General features: G+C 64.6%; 12 protein-coding genes and 2 pseudogenes. 10 read left to right on the top strand and 4 right to left on the bottom strand.

What is annotated here, in order from left to right:
• Positions 1-16: 16 nt before the first annotated feature.
• Entirely contained in the window at positions 17-700 is a 684-nt protein-coding gene (locus ABH927_RS17530; RefSeq protein ID WP_370022765.1) for an IclR family transcriptional regulator, read from the bottom strand.
• Positions 701-895: 195 nt separating this feature from the next.
• Between ABH927_RS17530 and ABH927_RS17525 the strand changes: the two genes are divergently transcribed.
• Genes ABH927_RS17525 through ABH927_RS17510 form a run of 4 tightly spaced genes read left to right on the top strand, consistent with a single transcriptional unit; the run spans position 896 to position 6,411 of the window.
• Entirely contained in the window at positions 896-2,506 is a 1,611-nt protein-coding gene (locus tag ABH927_RS17525) for an ABC transporter substrate-binding protein (protein ID WP_370022763.1), read from the top strand.
• Between the two features lie 25 nt (positions 2,507-2,531).
• A complete protein-coding gene (locus ABH927_RS17520) occupies positions 2,532-3,485 on the top strand; it encodes an ABC transporter permease (protein ID WP_370022761.1) in 954 nt (317 codons plus the stop codon).
• Positions 3,482-4,417, top strand: coding sequence for an ABC transporter permease (locus ABH927_RS17515; RefSeq protein WP_370022759.1), 936 nt, complete (start codon positions 3,482-3,484; stop codon positions 4,415-4,417). The genes ABH927_RS17520 and ABH927_RS17515 overlap by 4 nt, the downstream gene beginning before the upstream one ends.
• Entirely contained in the window at positions 4,327-6,411 is a 2,085-nt protein-coding gene (locus ABH927_RS17510; RefSeq protein ID WP_407072832.1) for a dipeptide ABC transporter ATP-binding protein, read from the top strand. Before ABH927_RS17515 ends, ABH927_RS17510 begins: the two co-directional genes overlap by 91 nt.
• Before the next feature lie 290 nt (positions 6,412-6,701).
• Here the strand turns inward: ABH927_RS17510 and ABH927_RS17505 are convergent, their stop codons facing one another.
• On the bottom strand, positions 6,702-6,959 hold the full coding sequence (locus ABH927_RS17505) for a hypothetical protein (protein WP_370022756.1): 258 nt from the start codon (positions 6,957-6,959) through the stop codon (positions 6,702-6,704).
• 806 nt (positions 6,960-7,765) lie between these two features.
• Between ABH927_RS17505 and ABH927_RS17500 the strand changes: the two are divergent.
• Positions 7,766-7,843 (top strand): annotated as a pseudogene (locus ABH927_RS17500) (hypothetical protein); the annotation flags it as partial.
• A gap of 66 nt (positions 7,844-7,909) precedes the next feature.
• On the opposite strand, the gene ABH927_RS17495 reads toward ABH927_RS17500, so the two are convergent.
• Complete coding sequence (locus ABH927_RS17495; protein WP_370022755.1) at positions 7,910-8,239, bottom strand: three-helix bundle dimerization domain-containing protein; 330 nt, start codon at positions 8,237-8,239, stop codon at positions 7,910-7,912.
• Positions 8,240-8,366: 127 nt separating this feature from the next.
• Positions 8,367-8,645: a hypothetical protein gene (locus tag ABH927_RS17490; RefSeq protein ID WP_370022753.1), complete on the bottom strand. Its 279-nt coding sequence runs from the start codon at positions 8,643-8,645 to the stop codon at positions 8,367-8,369.
• Between the two features lie 535 nt (positions 8,646-9,180).
• Between ABH927_RS17490 and ABH927_RS17485 the strand changes: the two genes are divergently transcribed.
• The 5 genes and pseudogenes from ABH927_RS17485 to ABH927_RS17465 all read left to right on the top strand — a co-directional run bounded on the left by ABH927_RS17485 (position 9,181) and on the right by ABH927_RS17465 (position 12,465).
• A complete protein-coding gene (locus tag ABH927_RS17485; protein ID WP_370022752.1) occupies positions 9,181-9,948 on the top strand; it encodes a DUF4386 domain-containing protein in 768 nt (255 codons plus the stop codon).
• Between the two features lie 169 nt (positions 9,949-10,117).
• Positions 10,118-10,375 (top strand): annotated as a pseudogene (locus ABH927_RS17480) (DUF4386 family protein); the annotation flags it as partial.
• Positions 10,376-10,386: 11 nt separating this feature from the next.
• A complete protein-coding gene (locus ABH927_RS17475) occupies positions 10,387-11,070 on the top strand; it encodes a DUF4386 domain-containing protein (RefSeq protein ID WP_370022750.1) in 684 nt (227 codons plus the stop codon).
• 419 nt (positions 11,071-11,489) lie between these two features.
• Positions 11,490-11,759, top strand: coding sequence for an ROK family protein (locus tag ABH927_RS17470; protein ID WP_370022749.1), 270 nt, complete (start codon positions 11,490-11,492; stop codon positions 11,757-11,759).
• A 124-nt stretch (positions 11,760-11,883) separates the two neighbouring features.
• Positions 11,884-12,465, top strand: a complete 582-nt coding sequence (locus ABH927_RS17465; protein WP_370022747.1) for a ClpP family protease — start codon at positions 11,884-11,886, stop codon at positions 12,463-12,465.
• The last annotated feature ends 480 nt before the right edge of the window (positions 12,466-12,945 follow it).

The raw sequence follows: 12,945 nt of genomic DNA, 5'->3' as shown, positions 1-12,945 counted from the left end.
ATCCGGTTCGTGTCGGTTAGACGCCTTGATGGACCAAACGGTCCACGTCCTTGGAAAGAAGGTCGGCGAGTTCTTTAACGGCGACCCCGAGAACGGTCACCTGCTCCGGCGTGATCCGGTAGCTCGGGCCGATGACGGCGATGGCGGCGCGGACGCTACCGTCGGATCCGTACAATGGCGCAGCGATCGCAGTGACATCGGGCGTGACTGCGCCTTCGACGGCGACGTAACCCTCAGGGCCGACGTTGCTGAGGAGAGCGGCACCCATAGCGGTACGGTCGACGGGTTCGGGGCGGCCCGAGGAGGTCCAGTGACGGATGGGGTTCGGGCTGGGCGCACGTAGCACATAGACGGCGTTCTCTCCGGTCTCGTCCAGCACGGCCATGTAGGCAGACTCACCTGTGGACGACGCGAGCCCGCGCAGATGGCGCTCCGCGATTCGCAGCCAGGGCGAGGAGTTGATCGCAACGGCGGCGAGACGCAGGAACGTCAACCCTGTGATGTAGCGCCCGCTGGAGTCGCGATCGATGAAGTTCGCCGCCTCCAGGCCTTTCAGCAGCCGCGCTACCGTACTCAAGGGTAGGCCCGACTGTGCTGCGATCTCGGCGAGAGTCTGCGGAGTCTCGGCGTTCACCACAAAGCTGAGCAAGCTCAAGCTTCGGTCCAGGGTGCGAATGCCCGGATCCGCGTCCTTTGTCATTAGTCCGTCCTCTGAATCGGTTATGCCGTCATCTGCTTGCTTGCTACCGCTCTGTGGCATAACCTACCGCGCAACGGTAGCCCAGACTAGCCTTCGATGCATCACCGGGGGACGTGGACACCCGTACCTGGTTCGTTGTGCACCCAGCGGCACGGACTGGACGCAACAACCTCTACTGCCTCAGCGAGGAGAAATGTGAACCAGCAACCCCATACCCCAGAGGCAGTCTCGCCCGCGCCGCGACGTCGGCGACCTCTGTACGGCGTGCGCGCCGCTGTGGGCGCGATCGCCGTTGCCGCGCTCGCTCTTGCGGGCTGTAGTGGTGCCGGTGGAGGATCCGGCTCGTCCGGAGACTCCACGCCCGTCCCCGGCGGGACACTCCGGGTCGGCGCGGGCAAGCCGTCGACCGCGGTCGACCCGATCACGATGGCGGACGGGTCGTCGATCATCGTGGTGCAGCAGGTCGCGCAGTATCTGGTCAACGTGGTCGGGCCCAAGTCGACGCTCGAGCCGGAGCTTGCGGCCAGCTGGAAGAGTGACGCGAACGCGCAGAATTGGACCTTCACCCTCCGTCAGGGGGTGAAGTTCAACACCGGCCAGACGATGACCGCCCGGGATGTCGTCGCCTCGTTCAACCGGGTGCTCGATCCGAAGAACAGCTCCGGTGCCCTGACGAACTTCGAGGGCACCCTGGGCCAGGGCAAGGTGCAAGCAGCCGGTGACGACACGGTCGTGTTCCATTTGGACCGCCCGTATGCGGACTTCCCCTATCTGGTGTCACCGGCGAACTTCAACACCGTGATTCTGCCCGCGAACTACTCCGGCGACTGGCTGAAGAATCCGGTCGGCACCGGCCCGTACACGCTCACCAGCTATCAGGCGGCGCAGCGCGCGTCCCTGAAGTTGCGCAACGACTACTGGGGACAGAAGCCGTATCTGGCACAGATCGACATCACCTACTATTCCGACCCGAAGGCCGAGGCGCTCGCCCTGACCGGCGGGGCCGTGGACATGGCGATCGACGTCGACAGCTCCCTGTACCGGAACCCGAGTGTGAACGTGATCGCCGGCCCGTCGGCGGGTTACCTGGCGCTGAACATGCAGGTCACACAGAAGCCGTTCAACGATGTGCGTGTCCGTCAGGCGGTCGCGCTTTGTATCGACCGCCAGGGTGCGCTGCAGGGAGTTACACAAGGCAAGGGAACCATCGCCAACGATCACCTCTGGTCACCGATCTACTCGATTCAGCCGCAGGGCATCCCACAGCGCACCCGTGACATCGACCAGGCGAAGACCCTTCTCGCTCAGGCCGGATACCCGCATGGCTTCACCGCGACCCTCACGATCGACGACGAACCCGGCGTCCCAGACTATGCCGCGCTCATCAAACAGAACTGCGCACCGGCCGGAATCAACATCAACATTAACCAGCTGTCCTCGAACGCCTTTTACGGAACTGGTTCGAACACCCCCTGGCTGCAGGAGCCGTTCACCATTGTGACCTGGGGAACGCGCCCAGTCCCCGAGCAGCTGATCGAGGCTTCGCTGATCACGAAGGGTGTGTGGAACTCCTCCCACTTCTCCAACCCCCAGTTCGACGCGCTGCTGGCCCAATACGACGCGACCATCGATCCCGCCAAGCGTCAGCAGATCGCGACCCAGGCAGCGAGGATCCTTCACGATCAGGTCCCCGTCGTTGTCGCGTTCTTCCAGGACTTCACCCAGGCCACTAACAAGAACGTGCACGGGATCACGCCCTCGCCGATCGGGAACATCGTGCTGACCTCCGCCTGGATCAGCCACTAACACACGGACGAGGTGCCGGGAAACAATGCGCAACTATCTGCTGAGCCGGGTCGGCCAGATCGCACTGACACTACTGGTGGTCTCCCTGCTGGTGTTCGTGTTGTGTCAGGTTCTTCCCGGCAACCTCGCCCAAACCATCCTCGGGCCCCACGCGACCGCTGACCAGGTCGCCATCCTGAATCACAAACTGGGCGCCGACCAGCCGCTGTGGACCCGGTACTTCTCCTGGCTCAAGGGATTCGTCACCGGCGACTGGGGACAGTCGCAGCTGCTCCAGGAGCCGGTCTTCGCCCTGGTCATGGGCCGGCTGGGCGACTCGCTGCTGCTCGCCGCCGTCGCGTTCGTGACCATCGTCCCGATCTCGGTGATCGCGGGCATCGCGGCAGGGCTCAAAGAAGCCGGACCGCTTGACAAGTTCGTCTCCATAGGTGGCGTATCGCTCACCGTCATCCCGGAGTTCGTCTCCGGCGTCGTGCTGTTGTCGATCTTCGCCATCGGCTTGCACTGGCTCCCGGTCACAGCCGTGGCCCCGCCGGGTTCGAGTTTCGGCGTACGCTTGGAATACCTGATCTTGCCCGCCATACCGCTCGCGTTCGTCCTGTTCGGCTATATCGCCCGGATGGCGCGAGCGGGAACGATCGACGTAGTCGCGCGGCCGTACTATCGCACTGCCATTCTCAAGGGCCTGCCGCGGCGCCGCATCGTTGTCAGCCATGTCGCGCGCAACGCGCTGCCGCCGACCGTCGCCGTGATCGCCGGTCAGGTCACGTATCTGGTCGGCGGCCTCATCGTCGTCGAAGCCCTGTTCAACTATCCCGGTATCGGCAAGCTCCTGCTCGATTCCGCGACCGGCCACGACATCACCGTCGTGCAAGCCGCGACCCTGACCCTCGGCCTGATCATCATGCTGGCCAATCTGCTGGCAGACGTGCTCTTCGCGGTGCTCGTGCCGCGGATCCGCCTCGGAGGCTCCCGGTGACCGACCAGCCCACCACCCGCCAGACCCCCGCGCCGGAGCCGAACGGGGAGACGCCGCACGATCCCGGCCAGCCAGAATTCCCGGCCGACGCCAAGGCGAACCGCGCACGACGCAACCGCCGTTACATCATCAAGACCCTGTTGACGTCCCCCACCTTCATCTCTGGCGTCGTGATCGTTTTGTTCTGGGTCTTCGTCGGCGTCGCCTGGCAGCTCGTCGTCCCGCACGATCCGCAGGCGGTCGACCCGTTCCACTCATTCGAGCCGCCCAGCTTGACTCATCTGCTGGGGACCGACAATCTCGGCCGGGACGTGCTGTCGAGGGTGCTCGCGGGCGCGCAGACCGTCCTCCTCATCGCTCCGGCCGCGACCGTCCTGGCCGTCATCTTCGGCGCACTCCTCGGTCTGGTCGCCGGCTATTACGGCGGCATCGTGGACATCTTCGTGATGCGGGCCGTCGACGTGCTGATGGCGATTCCCACGCTCATCGTCGCGGTGCTGGTGCTGGGCATTCTCGGGTCATCGCTGCTGAACGTCATCATCCTCATCGCCGTCTTCTTCGTCCCGCAGATCGCGAGGACCGTCCGCGGTTCGGTGGGTGACGAAGTCCAGAAGGGCTACGTCGAAGCCGCCCGGATGCGCGGCGAACGCGGCTTCTACTCGATGGTGATCGAGGTGCTGCCCAACGTCACCAGCCCGATCCTGGTCGAAGCCACGATCCGCCTGGGGTATGCGGTGTTCACGGCAGCGACCTTGTCGTTCCTCGGCCTCGGCCTGCAGCCGCCCTCGCCCGACTGGGGTCGAACGATCTCCGAACAACGCGCCTACATCGAAATATCACCGTGGGCGCTGCTGGCCCCGGCCATCGCCCTCGCCACGTTCATCGTCGGCGTGAACCTCGCAGCCGACGGACTCAGGAAGGCATTCAAGTGACCACCGCGACACAAGAACCGCCACTGCTGTCCGTTACGGACCTCAACGTCACATACGTGGTCCGAGGCGAGTCCTACCCCGTTCTTCGCGACGTGTCGCTCGAGGTCCGCCCAGGAGAAGCACTCGGCATCGTCGGCGAGTCGGGGTCGGGCAAGAGCACGCTTGCTTTCTCGTTGCTGCGCTACCTCCCCGACAACGGCCGTATCACGAGCGGCACCATCAGAGTCGGCGACGTCGAGATGACGCAGCTCAGCCACGCCGCACTCACGCACGAACGCGGCAACAACGTCGCCATCGTGTATCAAGAGGCCGGCTCGGCGCTCAACCCGTCCATGCGGGTCGGAGACCAGATCGCCGAGGTCTTCAGGTTCCACACCTCAACTGCCCGGGACGAAGCGCGCTCGCAAGCCGTCGAGATGCTGCGCAGCGTTCTCCTGCCCGAACCGGACCATCTGGCACGCCGATACCCCCATGAGCTCTCCGGTGGGCAGCAGCAACGAGTCGTCATCGCGATGGCGCTGGCCGCAAACCCCAAACTGCTCATCCTCGACGAACCCACAACCGCGCTGGATGCGACCGTCGAAGCCGAAATCGTCGACCTCATCGGCACCATCCGAAGCCAGTCGAACACCGCCATCCTGCTCATCAGCCACAATCTCGGGCTGGTCGCGCGGATCTGCGACCGCGTCACAATCCTCTACTCCGGGCGAGTCGTCGAACAAGGCACAGCGACGGAAGTGCTTCACGCGCCGAAGCACCCCTACACGCGCGCACTGGTCGCGTCGATCCCGCGATTCGGCGATGCGAAGGACACCCGCTACCTACGCCCGATACCTGGTGCACCGCCGAGCCTGGATACGGTGACACAAGGGTGCCGCTTCGCGGAACGGTGCCCACTGGCCCAATCCGACTGCCTTGCCGAGGAACCGCCTTTCATCGCTCTCGGCGAGGGCCGCACGGTGCGCTGCTACCACGCGGACGACGCATCGCCACTACCGCTGACCGGACCGGGCGACGAGTTCCCCGTCACCGAGCAGCGCCCCGAGGTCTTACACCTGCGCAATGTCACCAAGACCTACAAGAAGACCACCGTCGTTCACGATCTCTCCCTGGAAATCCGCGAAGGAGAGATTTTCGGCCTCGTCGGCGAATCGGGAAGCGGGAAAACGACACTGGCCCGCATCGTCGCCGGCCTCGTCGAGCCGACCGCAGGCCAGATCCTGTTGCACGGACACGACGTTCCCCGCCGCCTGTCCCGGCGCCCGCGCGACGTGAAACGCGCCATCCAAATGGTGTTCCAGAGCCCCGACAGCACGCTCAACCCCCGACACAGCGTGCGCTTCATTTTGCAGCGTGCCATCAAAAAACTCGGCAGCGCCACCACGGTCCTCGAACTGGCACGGCGCGTCCGCCTGGATCAGGCGCAGGTAGAGGCCAAGACGACGCGGCTGTCCGGTGGGCAAAAGCAGCGAGTCGCGATCGGCCGCGCGTTCGCCGGAAGCCCCGACGTCGTTCTCCTCGACGAGCCCGTCTCCGCACTCGACGTATCCGTCCAAGCCTCGATCCTGAGCTTGCTCGTGGAGTCGCAGCGAACGAGCGACGCCAGCTATGTCTTCATCTCCCACGACCTGGCGGTAGTACGTTTCCTCGCCGACCGAATAGGCGTCATGTACCTGGGCTGGCTCGTCGAAGTGGGTGACGCCGCCGACGTGTTCGCCGCCCCGCACCACCCCTACACGGAGGCCCTCGTGTCGGCGATCCCGCGGCTGCAATCTTCCTCGGAACAAGTCAGCCGCATCCGCCTTACCGGCCCGATGCCACCACCGTCCGCCGATCAGCCGGGCTGCCGATTCGCATCCCGCTGCCCACGCAAAATCGGATCGATCTGCGACACCGAGGCGCCTCCGTGGCAGCAAACGGGCAACGGGCACAAGATTCGCTGCCATATTCCACCAACCGCACTGACGGAACTTCAGTCAGGCCTGAAGAGCTGACCAACAAAGGAGACGACCGTGACCGAACCCTCGGCGCCGACCACTGTCGACTCGCCGACCCACTAGGGTCTGCCCCAGTGGGAGCTTCAGTGGGAGGCTGGATACCCCCTGTGGACCTTCGTCCCGTGCTCGCGGCCTGTGCGGGCGAGGTTCGTCGTGCGGATCTCGCGGGAACCGTCTGATTCGTGTCGGTCATCGTCTCCTCGACTGCACGACGCCAGGCAGCGCGGCCGCCCGCCTCCCCGAGTCGAGGAGGCGGGCGGGAGATGATGTGAGCCCTGCCCGAGGGCTTATTTCAGGATGGGGTAGCGGCGGACCAGCAGCCTGGTGCTCCACCACCGGCCGATTCCGAGGGTGTCTCCAGCACCAGCGAGCGCAAGCCCGACCAGGACGATCGCATACACGATGTGCTCGTCGATGAGCGGGTTGCTGGCAAGCGGCAGCTCGGCCGCCCACATCAGCACCAGCAGCAGTCCCCCGGCGGCGGCGACGATGCGCATACCCGCGCCGAGGATCAGGGCGGTGCCGATGCCCGCCAGGCCGATCATGAACAGCCAGTCGGCCCAGGCCTGGCCAGCCAGGCTGGTGAAGACGTTGCCGAGCGCGCGGTCGGTGGCCGTGCCGTACGGCTCACGTCCGGTGCCCGTGGCGGGGCCTTCGGCCCTCGATCACGGCTCACAGATCACGAATCGTCGCTGAAGACGCTGAAGACGTCGGCCAGCGGACGGCGCACGGTCCGCGCCAGGTCCAAGGCGGCTCACGGCATCATGATCATCTGCTGATGCTCTTCGTCCGACGATGTTCAGATCGACGCCGCCTACCGTACTGTCCGACAGGGCGAAGGTGAGGATCGCCCCGACGACGATGAGGGCGAGACCACCGGCGACGGGCATCACCCATCGCCTCTTCCGGGGCCGGACCGCGAGCCCGGGCGTGAGCTTGGGGATGAGGTTGGCAGCATCACCTGCGGCCTGCCCAACGGCCCGAGCGCCGACTGCTGTCCTTGGGGGTCCCTGCCAGGGACCAGTATTTTGGCGACCAGCTCAGCCACGAGTCCGAGAATGATCCAGGCGATAATGCCCATGACCGAACTCCTAAGCAGTGAATCGATGTCTGCCAGGGATCGGTCTTCCGGACCGGTCGTAGCAGGAGTCGTCCGCAGGAGCGGGAGCGCCGGCTGTGGGACTCGTTCACCCCTCAGCCAACGCCACCTGTGCCGTGCGGGAAACAGCCGATCCGGGAAGGGTCCATCACCGCAACCGATCACCCTGCGAATGGAAGTACGAGTCTGACCCAGTCTCACTGACCCGAACCCGAGGATGTAGATGCGGAGTCTGAGGTTGTTCGCCGGTCGGTGGGCGTTTCGGACCACGAGCGCGAGAGCACCCAGTGGTACTCCCAGCGTTACATCGTCCGCCTGCCCGCGGTCGGCGAGACGGTCTTCTTCGACCGTTCCTGGTACAACCCCGCGCTGGCGTCGAGCGTCAGCTCGCGACGGCTACGTCGAGCGTGTCAGCCTGGCCCGAAGACTTCGCAGAGCGGTCATGAAGGAGCGGCTTCGCCGCCCGCCGGACATTTCTCGCGAAGGAGCAGGTGGAGAGGTCCGGACGTGGCACTCGGTGAGTTGCCGCAGCCGGATGCGACTGTCGTGCTCGACGAACATAGGTACGTAGCTGGTGATCCGGACGTACTTGAACGGTTGGTAGCAGTCGCGGACCACCCCCTCGACGACCGTGGCCGTCAGCAGGTCGGCATAGGACACCTTCAACCTGTCCGTTAGCTCCTCAATCGCAGGGGGTAACGCGATCTGCAGTGCATTCGCGCACATGGCGCGCTCCTCACCATCGCGGAGAGCCGACGACGGCAAATCAAATACCTGGACCCGACAGCGACCTCTCCACTCCTCACGCTCGCACAGATTGCCAGCCACCGGGGGGTTCCTCCAATGTGTTCACCTACCCGACGTCCCCGCCGCCGGGGTGTGCTGTCGATCCCCTTGAACCGTAGAGGCATCTGGAGTAGTGATCTTGCTGGTGCTCGCGCGCCCCCGCGTCGGGTAGGCCCTGCCTGCGCCCGTGCTTGCGGTCGGCGAGGGTGACCTGGATCTCGTAGGCCGCCGGACCGGTCTCCAGCTCGGCCTCCAGCACCGCCAGCCGGTCGGCCGCATGTAATCGCAGCCGCTCCCGCCGCTGCCGCTCCTGGGCGGTCAACCCGCCGTTATCGGGATACCTCATGCACCGGGCATAGGCCCAGACCTGTCCCCAGTCACCCCGCCAGAGCAGGGACAGTTACATGACTCCGGCCCTTAAAGCTCTCTAGTAATCAGTTCTGCTGATGAATCGTTTGCTGATCGCCCGTTTCCGCCCGGTACGGGCGGGTGTTGATTCAAGGGGAATGCGTTTGACCGTCGGCGCCGGCGGTTCCGAGGCGGTCGGCCCCCTGCTTCGACCGATCCGGAAGACCGATCCGCGTGGACGTCGATGCATCGCCAAAGGAGTCCGCATTAGGCGTCATCGCTGAACCATCCTCGGACTGGTCGGCGAGGGAGATGCTCTCGCTGTACCGCCACGGCGGCGGCCTTGGTCCGCTTAAGCCCATTTCGTTGGACAGGTGCTCAGAGGGAGCAGCGGTAGTCAATGGATGGCCACATGGTGAGCGGAATCGACTGGCCATCATCACAACCCCGGACGGTACGAAATCTGGCCCAAGGGGCACCTCGATTCCCCATGGGCGCCTGGTTTTACGGACTGACGACGAAAGGAGACCGACATGGCGATCATCGTCCAGACCACAGCGACGAAACGAATCCCGATGGACTCAATGAGGAAGACCGCCCTCGTCGCGGGAGTGCTCTACTTGATTACCATTGTCACCTCGATCCCTGCACTCATCCTCTACGGCCCCGTGCTGAACCATCCGGACTACATCGTCGGCCCCGGTCCTGACACTGGCGTGCTCTGGGGCGGCTTCCTGGAGGTGATCTGCGTCCTTGCCTGTATAGGCACCGCGGTCGTGCTGTTTCCGGTGGTCAAACGGCAGAACGAAACTGCCGCGCTTGGCTTTGTCGCCGCTCGTGTCCTTGAAGCCGCCATCATCGTCGTCGGCATCATCAGCCTCTTCGCAGTCGTAACCCTGCGGCAGGCCGGAGCCGCCGGAGCCGATGCGGCCTCGCTCATCACTACAGGAAACGCGCTCGTCGCGATCCACAACTGGACGTTTCTCCTCGGACCCGGCGTCATTCCGGCCGTGAACGCACTGTTGCTGGGCTACTTGTTGTACCGGTCCCGGCTCGTGCCACGCATCATTCCCGTGATGGGACTTATCGGAGCCCCCCTGCTCTTCCTTTCCGCGACCGCCGTGATGTTCGGCCTCTACGCCCAAGTCTCTCTGCTGTCGGGCATCGTGGTCATCCCGATATTCCTTTGGGAGGGGTCGCTTGGCGTCTGGTTGGTGGTCAAAGGCTTTAAGCCCTCCCCCCTCACATCTGGAATGGTCGCTGCTGGCACCCCGCCCGCCGACCGCGACGTCGTCGCCTAACCGTCGAAGAGACGGCAGGGCCTCCCCAAGGGCCCGGCCGCTGTCCGCGCAGGCCGACTGGCCCGGCAGGAGTTAGGCGACCAGGACAACGCCCGAGGCGACCACTGGGGATGGCGGTCCGGATCACCGAGACGTTCGGCGTCCCGCTCGACGTTGTGTTCTCTTCTCCTTCCACTGGCTGCTGATCGGCTATCTGGCGTATCGGTCCGGTTTCATGCCGAGAGTCCTCGGCATCCTGCTGGTAGTCGCCGGGCTCGGATACCTCGCTGATGGGATCGGCGCGGTGCTGGTCTCGGGTTACTCGCTCGACATCGCTCTGTTCACCTTCGCCGGTGAAGTGGTGCTCATCTTCTGGCTGCTCATCAGCGGCCGTCGGCTGACCACAGGTCCAGGGGCAGGAGAGCGTGTCGAACAAGCGGCCCGCTAGGTCAATGTCGGGTGACAGCGCTGCAGGCCCCGGCCGTGAAGGTCTCATCAAGCAAAAGACTTAGAAAGGACAGTCCAGTTATGACAACCCGAAGGATCGCGGTCGCGGTCGGAGCCTTGTTCATCTTGCAGATGGTCTTGGCCGTGATCGGCGCTACACTCACCCAGGCATTCATCGACGGTAACCCCGACAAAACGGCGCTGACGGCCGGCGTAGCGCTCATGATGTGCTCGGGCCTGGCCGTGGTAGGAATCGGCCTCCTCATGTACCGAGTCCTAAAGGGCTTCAATCAAAAGCTGGCGCTCTGGTACCCGGTAATGAGGGTTGTCGAGTTCGCGGTCTCCGCCACCTGCGGCATCTACCTGTTGACTCAGCTGCAAGCCGTCCCCAATACGATGTTGTGGGTATACATTCCCACAGGTATCGGCGGCCTGGTGTTTACCTACCTGCTGTTCGTTTCAAGAATAGTCCCTCAGCCCATCGCGGTCCTCGGACTCATCGGCTACGCCCTACTTCTGCTGGGAGTGCCGCTGGACCTCTTCGGTGTCCTGGACATGGACACGGGACTGGGCGTGTTCTTGCTGGCTCCGGGCGGGTTGTTCGAACTCCTGGTCCTGCCCATCTGGTTGTTTGCCAAGGGCTTCAAACTGCCTCAGGCGTCTCAGCCGGCGCGGGTTAGCCCATACGCCCGATGACGCCTTGACGGAGTAGCTAGAGGAAGGCCGCAAGCTGCAGCGGATCACGCGGACCGCGAAGGATCCGATCAAGCTGCGGCGGGCGATCGTGGTGATGATGTCCGGCCAGGGCCAGTCGGTCCCGGACATCACCTCGTTAATGCGGGTCAGTGATGAGGCCGAGGGCATCTGGGCATGCGATCTGTTCCACGTCGACACAGTCTTCCTCAAGCGGCTCTACGTTCTGTTCTTCATCGAGCACGCCACACGCGCCGTTCGCGTCGCGGGCGTCACAGCGCATCCGACCGGAGCCTGGGCCGCTCAGCAGGCCCGCAATCTGGTCATGTACCTGGGGGAGCGGGCCGAGCGCATCAGGTTCCTCATTCGCGACCGCGACGCCAAATTCTCCGCGGTCTTCGACGAGGTGTTCACCTCACTCGGTGCCCACCGCGGCCGGGGTCGCGGCGTCGGCCATGCGGAGGCACCCCGTCGTGCTCGCCGCCACTGCGGCGGTGACCGACATCCGGGTCGCCGTGATCGGCGGCGGTGTCGCCCAGGCGGGGGCCGTCCTGCTCGACCCTCTCCGCCAGGCGGTGCGCGCCCACGCGACCTTGACGTTCACCCATGGCATCGAGATCCTCCCGGCCGCCCTGGGTTCCGACACCGGCCTCGTCGGCGCCGCGGCGGCCGTACTGGAAGAAACCGCTTGATTGAGCAGCGCTGCGCTCTCAGCGGAAAGCGCTCACAGCGAAAAGGTGGAAATCGCGGGGCCGGACGGCGTTATGGTCGCATGGATTCGTCATTCATAAAATAGATTAGGCGCAGGTGGAACAGATGGCCAGTCCGCGGCCCGTGTTTGAGGACCAGCTGTACCAGCGGTTGTTGAGCAAAAGGATCGTCGTGCTCGGCAGCGAGGTGAACGACGAGGTAGCCAACCGGATCTGCGGCGAGCTGCTGCTGCTCTCCGCCGGCGACGACCGGCGTGACATCTGGCTCTACATCAACTCGCCCGGCGGCTCGGTGTCGGCCGGGATGGCCATCTACGACGTGATGCAGTACATCCCCAACGACGTCGCCACCGTCGGGATGGGCATAGCGGGTTCGATGGGGCAGTTCCTCCTCTGCTCTGGCGCGCCTGGCAAGCGGTACATCCTGCCGCACGCCAGAGTCGTCATGCACCAGCCGTCCGGCGGCCTCGGCGGCACGGCGGCTGACATCGCCATCCAGGCCGAGCAGATGCTCTACACCAAGCAGATGATGCGCGAGCGGATCGCCTTCCACACCGGCCAGACGCTGGAGCAGATCGAGGAGGACTGGGACCGCGACCGCTGGTTCACCGCCACCGAGGCGAGGGACTACGGATTCGTCGACGAGGTTATTCGAAACACCAGTGAGGTGGGCGCGGAGATTGAGTGATTCGCCCTCTGGGTAATTCTCGCTCAATTCAGGCGTACGCCGAGACGGGCGCCGCTCTTTTCACATCACTCTGCCTTATTGGTCAACGAACTCGTTAACGACCTCGTAAATGACAGAAGGAGAGCACGTCTCGATGCGTCAGTCATATCTGATCGTCGCCCTGGCCACGGCTGGACTCGTCATCGCGGCAGGGGCGCCCGCCTACGCCGACACCGTGACCCTGGGTCGACGGTGCAGCCGGGCGCCGAGATCTTCCTCAGCCCGGAGCTGATTCCCACGGCCGTTCACCGAGGAAACGTGCTGGTCAAGCTCGAACAGAACCCCGCGCCGGTCGAGGTGAAGATCGGCAACTGCCGGGGTCAGTACCTCGGCACGGTCTCCATCCCCCCAACGACCACGCGGCGTACGTCGCCGCCAGCATCGCGTCCGTGCCCTCCCGCATTCGGTACAGGGTGAAGAACCCCGGCACCGCGACCGTGA

Origin of the sequence: Planotetraspora sp. GP83, from assembly GCF_041262585.1 — a bacterium.
Taxonomy (GTDB): Bacteria; Actinomycetota; Actinomycetes; order Streptosporangiales; family Streptosporangiaceae; genus JAOEGB01.
This window is presented reverse-complemented; position numbering and strand designations above follow the sequence as displayed.

Bases quoted from the DNA above. Each gene is read 5' to 3' on its own strand.
- ABH927_RS17530 (WP_370022765.1), bottom strand. From the start codon at position 700: ATGACAAAGGACGCGGATCCGGGCATTCGCACCCTGGACCGAAGCTTG.
- ABH927_RS17520 (WP_370022761.1), top strand. From the start codon at position 2,532: ATGCGCAACTATCTGCTGAGCCGGGTCGGCCAGATCGCACTGACACTA.
- ABH927_RS17505 (WP_370022756.1), bottom strand. From the start codon at position 6,959: ATGATCGGCCTGGCGGGCATCGGCACCGCCCTGATCCTCGGCGCGGGT.
- ABH927_RS17495 (WP_370022755.1), bottom strand. From the start codon at position 8,239: ATGTGCGCGAATGCACTGCAGATCGCGTTACCCCCTGCGATTGAGGAG.
- ABH927_RS17490 (WP_370022753.1), bottom strand. From the start codon at position 8,645: ATGAGGTATCCCGATAACGGCGGGTTGACCGCCCAGGAGCGGCAGCGG.
- ABH927_RS17485 (WP_370022752.1), top strand. From the start codon at position 9,181: ATGGCGATCATCGTCCAGACCACAGCGACGAAACGAATCCCGATGGAC.
- ABH927_RS17465 (WP_370022747.1), top strand. From the start codon at position 11,884: ATGGCCAGTCCGCGGCCCGTGTTTGAGGACCAGCTGTACCAGCGGTTG.